The following is a 16258-nucleotide window of genomic DNA, read 5'->3' as shown; positions in this document are numbered from 1 at the left end:
CCTGAGGATCATCTACCATACTGATACCTGAAAACACACAATACCTACCCCTGTCAGCCCATCAAGGGTGAGGGCTGGGGTGAGGGCGAATCCTACGCCTTCAAACCAATCCAGCCTCGGACGAATCAGAAAGGAAAAGCAAAATGAAAGTAGGCGTCAACCTCATCAACTTTGGCCCCGGAGCCAACCCTGACTCCCTGACCCGAACGGTCAACCTTGTCGAGACGATGGGCTACCACCTCATCATGAGCTCCGACCACATCGCCATCACCCTCGACGTCAGCTCCAGGTATCCTGCTCCGTTCTACGAGCCGCTGACGACCCTCGGTTGGCTGGCCGCAACCACGCAGTCGATGGAGATCGGCACGACCGTCGCCATCTTGCCGTACCGCAGTCCTCTCGAGATCGCGAGGGCTGGCGCAAACGTCGACCAGCTCAGCGGAGGCAGGTTCATTCTCGGCGTCGGAGTCGGCTGGGCCGAGCAGGAGTTCGGCGTGCTCGGAGTCCCGTTCCGACAGCGCGGCGCCATCACAGACGACTACCTTGCCGCCATCAAAGAGCTGTGGACTCAGGACGTCGCATCATACGAGGGCCGATACGTTTCGTTCACCGACCTCAGTACTGCCCCGCGTCCGATCCGGGATCCTCACCCGCCCATCTGGGTAGGAGGAGCAAGCGATGGCGCGCTGCGTCGCACGGTGCGCTATGGCGACGCCTGGCACCCGATCAGGATACGAGTGTCCGACTTCAAAGAGACTGACATACCCCGGTTACAGCAGATGGCCGACCGCGAGCAGATGCCCATGCCCGCGCTCTGTCCAAGAATACGTCTGCGCATCACTGACTCGCCTATGCCTGACGACCAGCGCCTCGCAGGTGAGGGCAGCCTCGACCAGATAAGGGCCGACCTCGAAGGCCTGCAGTCCCTCGGCTGCACCCATGTCCTCCTCGACACTTACTACGAAGACGTCGAGGCCACAACTCACCACGAGACCGCCTGGCGAATGCTGGCCACAATGGCCGAAAAAGCGGTAGACCTGAAGAATGAGACAGTGCGGTGAATTCTAATGTCGACACTCTTCCTTGAAGCTTTCGGGAAGATGTCCGGCCCACCGACCATCGATGCCGAAGAAGAAGACCTCTACAGCGTCTTCCGGACGCGGTCTGAACTGATGGGCTGGGGCGCGCCCTCGACCGATGGGCGTCCGCTGCTTTGGCTGATGGAAGAGGCAGAGATAACCACCGACGCTGACTCAGACCGCATCGGATTCGTGCAGGTCGGACTGAGGGTTGGACCACTAGAGCCGAGCGAGCTACCGCCACCGCCGCGCCAAGGGTGGTCATATTCTCCCCTGGGGATGGATCGGAAGAGCTCAGACCCTGTCCTGGTCTTACCGCCATTGGTCCAGTGCTTCGGCGACTCGCTCTCCCGCTTCGGCGACATCGACATATCCTGCATCCAGGTGGCAGCCATGCGTCTGGAGACTGATCCAACGCCCCGCCTCGGCCACTTGGGATCAATGCTCAACTGGTTCAATACGAACCTGAGAGAGCGAGCCGATGCGTTAGTGTCCTTCGACCATCGGTTACTCAATGACACTGACGCTTCCGAGCTCGTCGGCAACCTTCATAGGCGGAACACCGGGTCGTTCGAATTCAGGTCGACCGTGGACGTTCGGACGAAGAGCCATCCTGGCTCGACCGCCGCGAAGCATCACCTTTTGGGGTGTCAGTCACGATGCCCGAGTGGACGCCGAGCGCAGCCGGATGGGTACTCGCCAGCGTCATAGACGCAGCCCGCACCATCGGGCCAGACGCAGACAGCTTCGCCGTGCGGAATACACGGCTTCCTGCTGCCCACAAGCTGGCCACCGGTCTGTAGAAGCAGTTACTCTGTCATTCCCGCGAATTCGGGAAACCAATGGTGGGGCTCACAGCTAGGCAGCCCAGGGCGCCCCCTACAACTGGATTGTCGCACTCTCAACTTCTCCCGAAGCGCCAAGTTGTGCTCTCCGTGGAATCTTAAGTCGTTGACAGTCAGCAGAGTGGTTCATATCCTTTGACCATTCGGGAGTGCGGTGATGTGAATGAAAGAGGACTCGCTCACATTGGGGCCTGACCCATGTCACCCAGTCACACTTGTGAAGGAGAAACCTCGAAACTGGACGTTGAAGTCTCAGCCAACCTGAAGAGTCTTGGACTCGGCCTTCAAGTCCCATGACGATGGCCCTGGACCTTTCGCCGCTGGAAGCTGCAGTGATGCAGCTCGAAGAGGCGCTGGAGATACACGACTCTGAACTTGCTTTGAGCGACCCGAGACTCAAGAGGCATCTGAGAGCCGCAGTAATCCAGGCTTTCGAGTTTACTTACGAGCTATCCTTCAGGATGCTGAGGCGCTACTTGGAACTCGCATCTCCCAATCCGGCGGAGATAGACGGCTTGGTCTTCAACGAGATCATCAGGGAATCATATCGTCAAGCGCTGGTCCGCTCAGAGCTCCCTGTGTGGCGCGAGTACCGGAGGAACCGCGGCACGACAAGTCTCACGGACAATGAGGAGAAGGCTCAGGAGGTGTTCGAAAGCGTGCCGGACTTCCTTCAGGATGCACGTTACTTGCTGAATCGACTTCGAGAGAGGAGCGAGGCCCTTGACGACCCCTCCAATTGACATTCGGCCTGATCACTTGGAGATAGTCCAGGACATTCTTCGTGAGCATCTGGCACCAGATGTGAAGGTGTGGGTGTTCGGCAGTCGGGCTAGTTGGGCCACCAAACGTTCTTCTGACCTCGATCTGGCGCTTGAAAGTGCAGACAAGATCGACCGTAAGGTTAGGGGAGCCTTGGAAGACGCCTTTGAGGACTCTGATCTTCCGCACACAGTGGACATTGTGGACATGAACCGTGTCAGCGATAAATTCAGGCGAATCGTGGAGATGCGACGAACCCGCTTGACCTGGTCATCAGACGTCAAGGTCTAACTCTGCGCGACGTTGCTTATGAGGGCTGCGGGGACCCTGATTCCGCACCACGGCGACGCCGATAAGCTCGACTTCAACCCCAACGCCCGCCACTACTGACCGTTCTTCACTCCAATGGCGTGCCCCCTTGCAAGGGACAGGTAGGCGTCGGGGTGCTTTGCCCACTCTCGGATGCCGTTGACCATCGACTTCAACTCGGCGTCTGTGGTGATGCCCAGCTCGATGGACTCCTGGAACAGTGGGATGTTCTCTATCCACGAAATGTATGTCTCAGCCGACGCGCTTGCGGCACTCTGTCCCAGCAGTTGGGACATATTGGTCTGGAACTCGACGACGTCGAATCCGGCCTCGCGCATGTGGGCACTCAGGAAACGCCCCCAGTTCAACGACCCGCCGATGCGGTTGAAGCCGCCCTCGAACAGCTTGAAGAACCTGCTCAACTCAGGACACTCTGGCACGATGAACGGGAACGACCAGTCGGTGCGGATGACCGCTCCGATGCCGCCAAGCTTCGTGACCCTGAGTACTTCCCTCAGTGCACGAACGGGATCTGACAGGTGCTCGATCACCGCGCTGGAGAATACGACGTCGAACTCACCGTCCTCGAAAGACAGATCGTAGATGTCCCCGACCTGGAACTCGAGGTTGTCCGGCCCTCCGTCAGACTTGAGCTGATTGGCCTGGTCAATCATAGTTGGTTCGATGTCGATGCCCACGACTCGCCCCGGCGCGACGATCTCCGCGAAACCGAGTGTTAGCGGGCCCGGACCGCAGCCGCAATCCAGCAGGCTCATTCCTTCCGACAGGCGCGGCACCAGGAAGTCGGCGACCTGGACCGCGTCGCGGTTAGTGTAGCTCCGCTGAATGGTTGCCGAATCGTAGCCATAGAATGGCCTGCCCCCGAACTGCGGTACGTCTGTCGTCATAATTGTGCTCCCATTGCCGTTTCACAGCTTCTCGTAAACTTGAATGCGGTGTCTGTTGGACTCGGTCACGTACAGCCGACCCAGCCGGTCGAGCTTAACCGATATCGGGCCCCAGAAGTAGGGTTCGACCCTCGCGGACTCGCCGTGCGGCGTCGTCACGTTGGGAGCCGGTGTCACCATGATGTTGGCCTTCTGGCGCGCCTCCCACTCGTCCGAGTTGGCCGAGTAGAAGTCCATGGCCCACTTGGACAGTGTCGCCTGGCCCCTGAGCTTCTCGAGGAACTCGCCGTCGGGACCCAGCACCTGTACGCGCTCGTTGCCCCAGTCGGCAACGTAGATCAACCCCTCGCCATCGACAGCCACGCTGGACGGTCTATGGAACTGCCCGTCGCCGTCACCGGACTCGCCGAACGCCGCCATGAACTCGCCGTCTGGCGTGAACTTCTGGATGCGGTCGTTCCGCCAGTCGGCCACATAGATGTCGCCCTGCCCATCGACGGTGACTCCCCACGGCATGTTGAACTCACCAGACCCGTTCCCCGGACTGCCGAAGCTCGACACGAACTCACCGCCCCTGGTGAACTTCTGGCTCCGACTGTTGAATGCGTCGCTGACCAAGACGTCGCCGGATGCGTTGAGCGCGATGCCGGAAGGCCCGTCGAGCTGCCCGTCTCCCGATCCGTGGTCGCCCCAGTGCCTGATGTAGCCGCCGTCCCTGTCGAACACCGTTATGCGGTGGTTGTGCTCGTCGACGAGGTACAGGTTGTCGTCCGGGTCGAATACCACGGATGTAGGCCAAACGAATTGGCCGGGATCTGAGCCGTATGATCCGAAGTGACCGTAGTAATTGCTCTCAAGGTCGCAGATGCCGATTCGGATGCCATATGGCTGAAGCGCATTCGTGCGGTTCACGACGTAGATCCGGTCGTCGCTGGAGAAAGCGATGTCCACCGGGTTGCTGAACCCGCGTCCTTCCATCGCCACGATCCCAATCGTGCGGTCGTACGTAAGTACCTGTCGAGCCACCATTTCCCAGCCGACCTCCTAAACCTCAAGGTATCGAAACACATCCCGCTCCGCAACGGCACTGAGTTGACATCGACCACGCCCAAGTGTTCAGCTTGGCAACCTAGTACCGAACGAGGTGTGACCCCATGCGCGTTGGATTCATTGGCACCGGGAGCATAGGCAGGCCCATGGCGAGCCAGGTCCTGGCCGCGGGCTTCTCACTGGTAGTCCACGACATAGCCCAGGATGCAGCGACCCTGCTGCTCGAAGCCGGAGCTGAGTGGGCCGACTCGCCAAAGGCCGTCGCCGAGCTGTGCGAGATCGTGTGCACCTGCCTTCCTGGGCCGCCTGAGTTCCAGCAGGTGGTCTACGGTGAGGACGGCGTCCTGGAAGGAATCTCCGAGGGCTCAGTTTTCGTCGACCACACTACCAACTCGCCCGAACTGGTACGGGACACACACCGGAGGTTGGAGAGGGCAGGGGTGGCGATGCTCGACGCGCCCGTGAGCGGCGGCGCAGAGGGAGCCAGGACGCGCGACCTCACCATACTGGTCGGCGGCGACAGCAACACGCTCGAACGCTGCAGACCGGTGCTGGACGCGATCGCCAAGACCGTCATGCACGTTGGCGATATCGGCGCCGGCTGCGTGTGCAAGATCGCGCACAACTGCGCCGGGTTCTCTCTGGACATGGCGACGGTTGAGTGTCTGACGATGGGTGTGCGAGCCGGTGTGGATCCCGCGGTGCTGCTCGAGGTGTTCCAGAAGTGCGCCATTGGCCGGAACTTCAACATCCACACCCGGCTGCCGGATACGCTGTTCAGCGGCGACTTCGAGCCGCGCTTCGCGCTGAAGACCGCCATGAAGGACATGCGGCTCGCCACGGAGCTTGCCGAACACTACGGCGTTCCGATGAACCTGACTACGGTCTGCCAGGCTGAGATGGAGGAGGCCATGACGCGAGGGTGGGACGGGCTCGATAGCTCAGCGTTCCTCAGACTCCAGGAGGAGAGGTCGGGAGTGCAACTCCGGCTGGTGTGACGTTCCCTCTGGGAGCGCGGGCGTCCCGCCCGCATATCAGGCCAGCTGGAACTCTCGCGTCGAACCGATCAGCCGCAGCGTCTCGGCGACCCTCGTTGTGAGGTTGTCTTGCTCGTACCCCTCTGACGATGCCACAAGGGTCGCTCGCGTCTCGTCAGAGACCGTGATTGGGCCGAGCAGGTCCAGACAGGAGTCTACCAGCTTCTCAGAGTCGATCTGAGACTGCTGCTCCGAGCCGAGCCTGTTCGCAATTTCCCTGACACCGGGCGAGTCGGGATTGCCAAGATACTGTGAGGCGAAGTTGACTCTCTCGACGAGCGATCCGCTGTCGATCCACTCGGCTCCCTCGTGCCAACCCTCGACGTTGGGCGGGTTCATGAGCTCCTGTCCCATGTAGTTGGTGGCGAGGCCAACCTGGAACATCTCTACCGTGGGACGAGGGAACGGTCGGGCGGTACGCAGCGTTCCGGCGACAAGCTCTGCTGGGCTCTTCACCCTGCGGAACCTGACAGCCTCGGACTTGAAGTGGTCGGAGTTGAACATGTCCCTCAGGACCGCCATGATCTCGTAGCCGGAGTCGAAGTAGGTCTGGGACATGTGCTCGATCAGCGCTTCGCCGTCATCGTCGACGTCGTCGGCGACGAAGAACTGGTACAGCCGCGTGCAGACGAACCGGGCCGTGGCGGGCTGCCGGACTATGATGTCGATTACGTCTTCGCCGTCGAACGGGCCGCTCTCGCCAAGGAATGTCTTTTCGGAGAAGTCGTGGTCGTCGGGCCTGAACTCGAACTGGCAGGCGACACGGCTGTACGGCCATATCGACGCCTTCATGGCTCGAAGCGCCATGTACTCGGCGTTCTCGAATGTCCAGCCGGTGAAGGCACGGGCAGCTTCCTTGATGTCCTGCTCGGAGTAGTTGCCGATGCCCATGGAGAAGAGCTCGAGCAGTTCGCGGCCGTAGTTCTCGTTGACGGCGTCCCTGTGGTTGTCGTGGTTGTCGAGCCAGTGCAGCATCGCGGGGTCCCTGGAGACCTGGACCAGGAGCGTGCTGAAGCTGCTGAGACCGTACTTCCGGAAGGTCTCGATCTGGCTCACCATGGTCTGGACGTTGTTGACCTTGCGCTCGCCGGTGGCGAACAGGCTGTGCCAGAAGAGCGCAATCTTTTCCTGCAGAGGGCTCGTGGTGGTCATCATGCGGTACATCCAGTTGGCGACAGCGACTTCTACTACGCGCAGCTCGGACTGGTCGACGTGGTACCGCCTGATGATGTCGTCAGGCATGTACGAGGCCGTGGACGTATCCAGCAGGGCGTCCACGGTGTTCTCGTAGCCGTCTGCTATTGCCGACTCCAGCTCGTCGCGTGTCGCGCCAAAGCCGGCGCGGCGCATCAGATGAGCCATCAGGTGTACGTCTGCGCTGCTCATGTCACCGCCTCCATCCCTGCCAAGGAACGTGTCGCCCGGTCGAAGGTAACCGTTCCAAGAGATGCCCCACTACCCCTGGATTCCCACTCCCCGTTTTAATGGGGACATGCTCCGTGAGAATGACGGAAAGGGTTCCCTGCGAGATGCAGGGAGACCCCTTCACTATAGGTAACTGAACCTAGATCAGGCTATGCCCAGCTCTTCTCTTAGTGTGTTGATTGTCTCGAGGCGACCGCGTGTGGGCCTTCGCTCGCGCAGGCCGATCGGTGCGTTCTCGACTTCGGGGGTAACCTTGATCGCGACGAACACGGGGCCGGTCTCCTGAAGGATCTCGCCTACGCTCGTGCTAAACTCTTCGAGGTCGTCGAAGTTGTATGTGGAGGCGTAGCCAGCTCCCGCGGCCATTGCTGCGTAGTCGATGTCCTGCGAGTTCGGCACGGGCTGGCCGCCGGTGGTGGCGTAGCACTCGTTGTCCAGCAGGAAGTGGAAGAAGTTCCCAGGCTTCATGCCGGCTATGGAGGCAATGGCGCCGAGGTTCATCAGGAGCGAACCTTCAGCGTCGAACAGCACGATTTTCTCGTCGGGCAATCCCAGTGCGAGTCCGAGCGCTGCGGACGTCGTCTGGCCCATCGCGCCACCGAGCGACACGTCACGCCGCTCGTTTTCGGTGAAATCCATCCAGTGGCGTCCTGCGGTGCCGGTGGCTGAGACTATCGCGTCTCCCCGGTGCTCCTGGAATGCCTTGAATACATCTTTTGGGTCAATCAATGTGTGGACTCCTAAGTTCAGTTATCAGTCGTTTCCTGACTCCCGATCGCGGGAGGTCGGTGGGTGGTGAGTGGCGCCGGTCGCTTGGAATCCAAGCGTTTTCACCCTCACCCCAACCCTCTCCCTGAGGGAAGAGGGGGTTTTGCTCTGCTCCTACCTCAGAAACCTACCTGTTGAAGCCGTGGTACTCGTCGCCGATCAGGATGGCAACCGGGCCACTTGTGGCCCTGGCCTCTTCGAAGGCGGTGGAAATGCGGTCTCCGTCTTCGTTCTGCTCAACCAGGTAGTAGTTGATGCCGAATGCGGTGAGGAACGGCTCGGTGTACTTGGCGACCGAGTCGGTGATGACGCCGCGCCTGTTCCAGCCGCGATAGCCGATGACCATGACCAGCGGGAAGCCCGCATCGATAGCCATGCCGCGAATGGAGTCGCCTGACTCAAGCATTCCGGTGTTCTGTACCAGCACCACCGGCACCTTGCCGGCGATATGCCTCGCCCTCTCGGGAGACCGGGACTACTGTCAGCCAGTCCTGTTCCGCCATAAGCTCGTACAGGTAGTTGGTCTCAGAGTCCGGGATCGTTACGACGTGTGTCACGCCGTTCTTCTTGAACTCCTCGACCATCGTCTCAGGTCTGAGAATTGCTGCTTGTTGTTGAACCACTGTTTCGCCCTCCGCTGCTTTTGATTGCTTCTGTCGTCCCTGAGTCAGGACGACGCTATTATATCCATATCTGTCTGATTTCGCAGATTCTCAATCGAGTTCGCCCAGCTACCTGAGCTAGCTGTTCTTTACGAAGTCGGCGAGGCGCTCTCCGATCATCATGGTGGTGACGTTGGTGTTGGCGCGGACGGTGTCGGGCATGACCGAGGCGTCTGCGACTCGGAGGCCTTCTATGCCGTATACACGCAGGTTCTGGTCCACGACCGCGAGAGGGTCTGATGCTGGGCCCATCTTGCAGGTGCTCGTGAGGTGCTGTCCGGTGGTGACTTCTCTCAGCATCCATTGATCGAGCGCGTCGTCGGACTCAAGGTCTGAGTCCAGCGGCTCCAGGCGTTCGTCGACCATCTCTGCAAGGTCGGGATACTTGAATACGTCGACGGCCAGCCTTACGACCTCCCTCATCCGCCTGCGGTCTTCGGGGTCCTCGAGCAGGTGGTAGTCGAGGAACGGCTGTACGTTCGGGTCCGTTGACGTGAGTGTGATGCGCCCCTTACTCGCCGCCAGGTAGATCGAACCGGTTATCCTGATTCCGAGAGGCTCCATCCGTTCTCCGCCCCGGTTTATTCGCTCGGATGCGAATGACTGCATCCACATCATCATGTCGTTTGGCCGTGATGAGCCTGTGGCGGTGTAGCGGAGTCCTACCTGTATTCGAGGGGCAAGGCCGTCAAGCTCGACGCCCTCTTTCACGCTTGCGGTGATGAAGATCAGGGGATGGTCGCTGAAGTTCCTGCCGACGCCCTGGAGGTCGTGTACGACTGGAATGTCGAACTCTCTCAGGTGTTCCGCGGGACCCACGCCGGAGAGCATGAGAAGCTGCGGGTTGGCAATTGTGCCGCTGCTCAGGACTATCTCATCGGCCTCAACGACGAACTTCTCGCCGCCGCTCTCGACCTCGACTCCGGTGACTCTCTTGCCGTCGAACAGGAGCCGGTGCGCCATGCAGTTGGCCCTGATGGTGAGGTTCAGCCGGTGCCGCGCCTGGCTGAGATAGCCGAGACTGGTGCTCCAGCGAATGCCGTCTGGGTTGTTGCATGGGATCGGCCCAACGCCGTAGGCATCAGGCTGGTTGAAGTCGGCTACGTCGGGGAAGCCGGCGTCGATGCAGGCGTTGTAGAAGCCAGTCTGGGCGGGCAGCCACGTATCGGGCTTGAACCTGTGGCAGATGATCGGGCCTTCGGTGCCGTGGAAGTCGTCGTGGAAGTCGGTGTCGGTCTCCAGGTTTCTGAAGAACGGCAGCACGTTTTCGAACTTCCATTCGTCGTTACCGTATTTGGCCCAGTCTTCGAAGTCGTGTGTCTGGCCCCGCAGGAAGACCTGGCCGTTGATAGCGCTGGTGCCCCCGGTGACCTTGCCCCTGGGGACCAGCATCGGCTCAGCGACGTCGTTGCCCTTGCCCATGAACTGCCAGTTGTGCTCGTCGCTGACCATTATGTCGGTGCCGGTGGCGTAGCCGACCTTGAGCTCCTCGGGCAGAGTCTCGAAGTCGGGATAGTCTGGACCGGCCTCCAGCAGCAGCACCGAGCGTTCGGGGTCTTCGGACAGGCGGGAAGCCGCTGCTGCGCCAGCAGAACCCGCGCCAACTACGATGACGTCGTACTTCACTGTTTCCTCCCGACTCAGAATGGTGAATTACGAATAGAGAATTTGGAATAACCCCGTCCGCGACTCCCATTTACCATTATTCAGTTCAGGTGTGAGAGCATCGGCATGACCTCGTCGGCGAGGAGCCTCATAGAGTTGAGCCACTGCTCCCTAGGCCGCCACTCGTGGCCCATCGCGACCAGCACGCCGAAGCCGCCGACCTCGTTGAACATCTCCTCGATCTGGGCCGCGACATCCTCCGGGCCGCCGACGATCCACAGCGCGTCGATCAGGTACTCAGGGGTGACGTCCTCGTCTGACATGTCTGGGTCGATCTTCATGCGGTCGAGGTTCTTCGACCTGGACATCAGCGGGTGCCAGTAGTGCCTGTAGTCGCGCGCCAGCACGCCATCCAGCGCCTGCTGACGGGCTGTCTCGGTGTCGTCGGCAACGTAGATCTCCTTCGTGATCCTCCACTCGCCCCGGTCGGCTGCGCGTCCGGCCCTTCTGGCTCCTTCTTCGACCGAGTCCCAGTGGGTCGCGACGATGGAGGTTGGGACGAGGTTCGTGCTCATCGGTATCCAGCCGCGTTCGCCAGCCATGATGAGGGTGTCAGACCTCGGAGAGACGCCGGCCACGGCGATCCTCGGGTGAGGCTTGGTATAGGGCGTCATGTGGAACGCAAGACCGATATCGTCCACGCGCTCAGGTATCTTGAACGACCAACCGTCGCCTTCGTAAGTGCCGGGCCTGGGGTCGTCCCAGACCTTCAGGATCACCTCGAGCGCCTCCCTGGTATAGGAGCGACGGTCGTCGGTCTCAGGGTCGAAGCCGAACATCTCGTAGTCGCCGGGCGTTGAGCTGGAGCCGATGCCCCAATAGAAGCGGCCCTTCGCCATATGGTCGAGCTGCGCCACGCGGTGGGCGAGCATCATCGGGTTGTGATTGGGCATACAGTTGACGCCCGTGCCGAGGATGATGTTCTCGGTCATTCCCAGGGCCTGAGCGATCAGTAGATCGGGACTGGGGATGTTCTCCCACTCGAACGTGAAGTGCTCGCCAATCCATGCCTCGTGATAGCCGAGCCGGTCGAGCGTGACTATCTGGTCGAGGTCGTCGGCCAGGGTCTGAGTGACGTTCGACCCCGGAGGGTGAAGCGGCATTGTGAAGTAACCGAGTTTCATGGCTGGCTCCGTGGAATTGTGAATAGTGAATGGTGAATGCCGAGTTGAATGATTTGACGATTCTCTATTCGTAATTCACCATTCTGGATTTTCCTATACTCTCGTCCTGAACTCCGAGTTCAGAGAGACCAGGCCACGGTGAATCTCGCTGACGGTACGGCAACCGGCGTAGGCCAGGGCCCTGTCGAACTCGGCTCGCATGATCTCCAGCATCTGCTCCACACCCGACTGGCCTCCGTTGGCCAGACCCCAGAACAGGGGCCTTCCAACGAAGACGCCCCGCGCTCCGAGCGCGATTGCCTTTAGCACATCCAGCCCGCGTCGGACGCCGGAGTCGAGGTAGACTTCGAGATTGTCGCCAACGGCGTCGGCGATCTCAGGGAGGGTCTCGATGCTTGCACGGGTGCCGTCGATCTGACGGCCGCCGTGGTTGGAGACAACAATGCCGTCGGCGCCGTACTCGGCACACATCACGGCGTCCTCGATCGTCCTGATTCCCTTGACGACCAGCGGGAGGCCGGTGAGGTCCCTGAGCCAGTCGAGTCGGTCCCATGTGAGACCGGTGTAGCCGGGAGGAGTCCAGTCGGCCATGTCCGGGATTCCGACTTCGCGCCGCTCTACCAGGTCCATGCGGTCACGCAGGCTGCCCCAGTAGAGTCCAGGTGTACGGGCGTGCGCGTTGCGAAGGTCTCGCTCCTTGGGACTCGGCGTTGGGGTGTCGATTGTCAGGACTACGGCCTTGTACCCAGCCGCCTTGGCACGTGTTACGAGAAGCTCCGTGACCTCATCGTCGAAGTGATATAGCTGGAACCAGAGTGGGCCCGTTGCCACCTCGGCGACCTCTTCTATTGAATAGCCCGACCCTGTCGGGAGCGTGTACAGCGTGCCCATCGCACCCGCGCCCGCGGCGGTGGCGCGCTCGCCGTCGGGATGGACGTCGCGCTGGCTGCCAGCCGGAGCGATCATCACAGGGAAGTCGATCTTTTCGCCCAGTACCTCAGTAGAGAGATCCCTATTGCCCACGTCGACTAGAAATCTCGGGTTGACGGTGATGTCCTCGAACGCCGTCCGGTTTCTCCTGACGGTGATCTCATCGGCGGCGCCTGCGTCCACAAACTCCCACTTGTTGAAAGGCATCACCTGTTTGGCTATTGCCTCAAGGTCGAAAAGCGATATCGCGTTCATGTCCCGTTAACCTCCCTGCAATTGGCTTCCAGCATAGTGAACTTTTCTTGGGCGAATTGCAAGGTGTTTTTTCAGGAATTGTGAATTGGGAAATGGAGTGGCGGTTGGTGCAGTTTAGCTCTGTGCTAGGATGGGATCATCGGTGGCGGCTCCGACTACCAAGTCAGGTCAGCTCCGGGGGGAATTGCAGGCAGGTCCATGATAGGCGAACGTCAGAGACCTTTCTTTATAGACGCTGGGTTGTCACCACAGCTTGTGGACGATTTGCGTCGTCTCAATCCGTGGTGGGAAGACGCCCCCATGCCGCCACAGCCGGAGATGCGCCGTCATCTAGTGGGGCAGGTACGCCGAAGGTTGGAGGCAGGCCTAGCCCCAATCGTTGTCGTGCGAGGGCCACGTCAAGTAGGAAAGACGACGGCACAGTATCAGATCATCTCTGACCTGCTAGATGAAGGCGTGCCGCCCACGAGCATACTGCGAGTCCAGTTTGACGAATTGGAATCTCTGAAGGGGTTGAAGGAGCCAATACTTCGTATCTCGGATTGGTTCGAGCGTCAAATCACGGCGGGGCCCTTCAACGCACTGGCGAGGGATGGACAACCAGCGTATCTCTTCTTCGATGAAGTACAGAATCTTGATCGCTGGAGTTCCCAACTAAAGTTCCTGGTTGACAACTCAGCTGTAAAGGTTGTCGTAACAGGGAGTTCAGCTCTTCGGATAGAAAGAGGTCGGGATAGTCTTGCCGGCCGTATCAGTACAGTCGAAGCTGGAGTCCTGTCACTTACTGAGATTGGCGCACTGCGAGAGTTGGGCCCTCCTGAACCATTTCTGCCCGATAACGGGCTGAGTCCACTCATAGAGAAAGACTTCTGGTCGGAACTGGCTGCCTATGGGCGGACGCATGGAAACTTTAGAGATGAAGCGTTTGGCCACTTCTCTGAGAGAGGAGGCTATCCTCTTGTCCACAATCGGAAGGATGTTAATTGGCATCTACTTGCGGACCAACTGAATGAAACAGTCATCAGGCGCGTAATTCAGCATGATTTTCGTCTTGGAGAGCGAGGCCGGAAGAGAGACCCTCAACTCCTGGAGGAGTTGTTTCGCTTAACTTGTCGTTATGCTGGCCAGACGCCGACGGTATCGACCCTCGCTGAGGAAACTCGACTTTCTCTTGGCGCCAACATCAGCGGTCAGCGTGTAACCTCATACCTGAGGTTTCTCGGTGACACACTCTTGCTCCGACTAATCCCTCCCCTGGAGATAAGGCTCAAGAGGAAGCGGGGTAGTTCCAAGCTCTGTCTTGTCGATCATGGACTGCGAGCAAGCTGGCTTCAAGAGCAGATACCGCTGACTCCGCAAGCGCTAGCTGAACGCCCTGAACTCTCAACTATCGCGGGCCGCCTTGCTGAAAGTACCTTTGGGTCAGTAGCTTCCACAATCGCTGGCTTGGACATTTCCCATTTCCCTGAAAGAGGGTTGGATCGCGAAGTGGACTTCGTTCTAACGATCGGCTACAAGCGAGTGCCTATAGAGATCAAGTACAGGCGCAGAATCGACCCTCTGCAAGATACGTTAGGGATCCGGTCGTTTATCGAGAAGTCGGTCAATAACGCCACATTCGGTGTCTTGATCACTCAAGATGATGCAGGCACGGTTGACGACCCCCGCATTGTGTGCATGCCACTTTCGTCCTTTATGCTCATCAGGTAAGCGTCAGGCACAAAATCTGAGTGTCGAGGCCTCTCTGGGTTTGGATACTGCGGGTTCTTCGCCCGGACCGCTCATACCCTGTCCAGTACTCTAATCCGTCCGGATCTGAACGAGTTAGTCTCCCACACCGTAGGTGCGCTGGGGTGTGCCGGGGTAGAGGGAGAAGTGGGTGTGGACGGCTAGCCAGACTCCGTCGCGGCGTTCCAGTGTGACAGTCGCGCGGCCGGGTCGATGAAACGGCTTGTGATCACTGTCGTAGCCGGTTGATGTCCAGGTGACCATGCCCCATGCTTGATCGCTGCTGCCGCGTGCGTACACGTTGTCGAGGTCCATCTCGAAGTCGGTGATGTTTCCCCAGATGCTTTCCCACTGTCCTTCGCGCAGGGGCGTGCGTCCGCTGACGATGTCCGTTGCGGTGCCGAATGACGCGACGTCCTCGGCGACGATGGCTTCGGCGGAGTCGTAGTCGATGCTGGAGCAGTAGCCCGAAAGCAGCGTGAACCACTGTTTGACAGCCTCTGCGGGGTCGGTGGTAGTGATCGGGGGAGTGACTTGACTCATGAAGTACTCTCTTGTATCCAATCGAGTTGAGATGGATGGGTTCCTGCATTCTTGGGCATGACGGATGGTAGAGTAGCACTTGGAAATTGACTAGGACATGAGACATACCTCGCCCACAATAGCACGAAACTGCATCATGTTTGTCGAGATGAGATGCCTATCATGGAGAGACAGAAGAAAGGCGAGTCATCCGCCTCCCAAGACCTCAATAGGGTCCAATTACTTGCCATTTGATTGAATTTTATTTTGTCGTCAACTTTCAGGATCGCGTCTCTTTGGTTAGCAGCATTGGGCTTGACCGCCTCCATGGAAGCGGCAGTATCGTAAATGGCCGTAGTGTAGGCAGCCCAAATGAGATTCAAACCTATATGGCCATCACATCCCCACCGTACATCATCTAGGGGAGATACTTCGGCGATGTCGAACCACCTCCGAAAGCCATTCACAAGAGAAGCCCGAGTTTTATCGGGTAAATTGGCATGATCATTCAGTGCCTTGTCCCACACGTCAATGTCCCAAGAGAACTTACCATCGATGAGTCGCATTGTTGACCAGTGGACAGTTCGGCGTACGACACCTAGCTCATTGTATTCCTTACCAGTCAGGCCAAGCGCACACGCGATCCTAATCACCTGTGGAAATTGCTCCTCGAGCACCTCTAGCGCGATTCCAGCTACCTCCCCATTTGTAGAACAATCCAGGAGCGCCCGCCTGACAACATCGAATTCAAACAAATAGTTCTCAATGGAGTGACCACGAGACCATACGAGTCTTCCGCAACACCAATGGGTACGTAGGTCATCACCGACGGACTCATGCAGGGCGAAACCGCGAAATTCCCTGTCAACGAAACCTATGAAGCGAGATTGAAATGAGTGTTGCAATACCAGGTCACACACTATTTCTACTTTATCTCTATTGCCCAGAATAGATCCATCGGAATTCAACTGTTCTGCAGTTGCAATGTTGACATGTCTCTTGGGCACCTTCCAGATCGTCTCGCACATGCGTGTGAAGAAATCTTTGTCTTGCGATCCTTCCAACAATATATGTGGAAGTTTGGACATTCCGACTGCAGCGACGAAGTCCTTATCAGGCTGCTGAAAAAGGCTTGCTGAAGCCTCGTTCTTTGGGTTGGCGAGATACAATGCACTCACCAGTCCAACTG

The 16258-nt window shown here is 58.9% G+C and carries 17 protein-coding genes; 6 read left to right on the top strand and 11 right to left on the bottom strand.

The annotated features are described in order from the left end of the window. Window positions 1-143: 143 nt before the first annotated feature. The 4 genes from J4G14_14450 (at window position 144) to J4G14_14435 (ending at window position 2977) form a co-directional block, all read left to right on the top strand. Window positions 144-1061 carry a TIGR03619 family F420-dependent LLM class oxidoreductase gene (locus J4G14_14450; protein MCE2458991.1) on the top strand — a complete coding sequence of 306 codons (918 nt, stop codon included), beginning with the start codon at window positions 144-146 and terminating at the stop codon, window positions 1059-1061. 6 nt (window positions 1062-1067) lie between these two features. Next, a complete protein-coding gene (locus J4G14_14445; GenBank protein ID MCE2458990.1) occupies window positions 1068-1790 on the top strand; it encodes a hypothetical protein in 723 nt (240 codons plus the stop codon). 427 nt (window positions 1791-2217) lie between these two features. After that, window positions 2218-2667 (top strand): HI0074 family nucleotidyltransferase substrate-binding subunit, encoded by a 450-nt coding sequence (locus J4G14_14440; protein ID MCE2458989.1) that lies wholly within the window; start codon window positions 2218-2220, stop codon window positions 2665-2667. Then, a complete protein-coding gene (locus J4G14_14435; GenBank protein ID MCE2458988.1) occupies window positions 2663-2977 on the top strand; it encodes a nucleotidyltransferase domain-containing protein in 315 nt (104 codons plus the stop codon). The genes J4G14_14440 and J4G14_14435 overlap by 5 nt, the downstream gene beginning before the upstream one ends. Window positions 2978-3069: 92 nt before the next feature. Here J4G14_14435 and J4G14_14430 read toward each other — a convergent pair whose 3' ends face one another. Together J4G14_14430 and J4G14_14425 are read right to left on the bottom strand one after the other, a co-directional pair. Continuing rightward, the gene (locus tag J4G14_14430; protein MCE2458987.1) at window positions 3070-3903 is read right to left on the bottom strand and encodes a methyltransferase domain-containing protein; all 834 of its coding nucleotides are present in this window, start codon (window positions 3901-3903) and stop codon (window positions 3070-3072) included. Between the two features lie 21 nt (window positions 3904-3924). Further along, entirely contained in the window at window positions 3925-4932 is a 1008-nt protein-coding gene (locus tag J4G14_14425; protein MCE2458986.1) for an NHL repeat-containing protein, read from the bottom strand. A gap of 125 nt (window positions 4933-5057) precedes the next feature. Here J4G14_14425 and J4G14_14420 point away from each other — a divergent pair, with 125 nt between their 5' ends. Next, window positions 5058-5951 (top strand): NAD(P)-dependent oxidoreductase, encoded by an 894-nt coding sequence (locus tag J4G14_14420; GenBank protein ID MCE2458985.1) that lies wholly within the window; start codon window positions 5058-5060, stop codon window positions 5949-5951. A 36-nt stretch (window positions 5952-5987) separates the two neighbouring features. Here J4G14_14420 and J4G14_14415 read toward each other — a convergent pair whose 3' ends face one another. From J4G14_14415 to J4G14_14385, 7 genes are all read right to left on the bottom strand, one after another. After that, entirely contained in the window at window positions 5988-7376 is a 1389-nt protein-coding gene (locus J4G14_14415; GenBank protein MCE2458984.1) for a DUF1800 domain-containing protein, read from the bottom strand. 183 nt (window positions 7377-7559) lie between these two features. Further along, window positions 7560-8144, bottom strand: a complete 585-nt coding sequence (locus J4G14_14410) for a hypothetical protein (protein ID MCE2458983.1) — start codon at window positions 8142-8144, stop codon at window positions 7560-7562. Window positions 8145-8310: 166 nt separating this feature from the next. After that, window positions 8311-8610: a hypothetical protein gene (locus J4G14_14405; protein ID MCE2458982.1), complete on the bottom strand. Its 300-nt coding sequence runs from the start codon at window positions 8608-8610 to the stop codon at window positions 8311-8313. Beyond that, window positions 8582-8806 carry a hypothetical protein gene (locus J4G14_14400; protein MCE2458981.1) on the bottom strand — a complete coding sequence of 75 codons (225 nt, stop codon included), beginning with the start codon at window positions 8804-8806 and terminating at the stop codon, window positions 8582-8584. Before J4G14_14400 ends, J4G14_14405 begins: the two co-directional genes overlap by 29 nt. A gap of 117 nt (window positions 8807-8923) precedes the next feature. Beyond that, a complete protein-coding gene (locus tag J4G14_14395) occupies window positions 8924-10471 on the bottom strand; it encodes a GMC family oxidoreductase N-terminal domain-containing protein (GenBank protein MCE2458980.1) in 1548 nt (515 codons plus the stop codon). An 80-nt stretch (window positions 10472-10551) separates the two neighbouring features. Continuing rightward, a complete protein-coding gene (locus tag J4G14_14390) occupies window positions 10552-11634 on the bottom strand; it encodes an LLM class flavin-dependent oxidoreductase (GenBank protein ID MCE2458979.1) in 1083 nt (360 codons plus the stop codon). A gap of 93 nt (window positions 11635-11727) precedes the next feature. Further along, window positions 11728-12819 (bottom strand): alpha-hydroxy-acid oxidizing protein, encoded by a 1092-nt coding sequence (locus J4G14_14385; protein MCE2458978.1) that lies wholly within the window; start codon window positions 12817-12819, stop codon window positions 11728-11730. 300 nt (window positions 12820-13119) lie between these two features. On the opposite strand from J4G14_14385, the gene J4G14_14380 reads away from it, so the two are divergent. Continuing rightward, entirely contained in the window at window positions 13120-14529 is a 1410-nt protein-coding gene (locus tag J4G14_14380) for an ATP-binding protein (GenBank protein MCE2458977.1), read from the top strand. Window positions 14530-14643: 114 nt separating this feature from the next. On the opposite strand, the gene J4G14_14375 is transcribed toward J4G14_14380, so the two are convergent. Further along, entirely contained in the window at window positions 14644-15090 is a 447-nt protein-coding gene (locus J4G14_14375) for a nuclear transport factor 2 family protein (GenBank protein ID MCE2458976.1), read from the bottom strand. A gap of 134 nt (window positions 15091-15224) precedes the next feature. After that, on the bottom strand, window positions 15225-16258 hold a 1034-nt coding region (locus J4G14_14370; protein ID MCE2458975.1), incomplete at its 5' end, for a DUF4435 domain-containing protein.

The organism is Dehalococcoidia bacterium (assembly GCA_021295915.1).
Classification (GTDB): Bacteria; Chloroflexota; Dehalococcoidia; order Lucifugimonadales; family UBA1123; genus VXRN01.
This window is presented reverse-complemented; position numbering and strand designations above follow the sequence as displayed.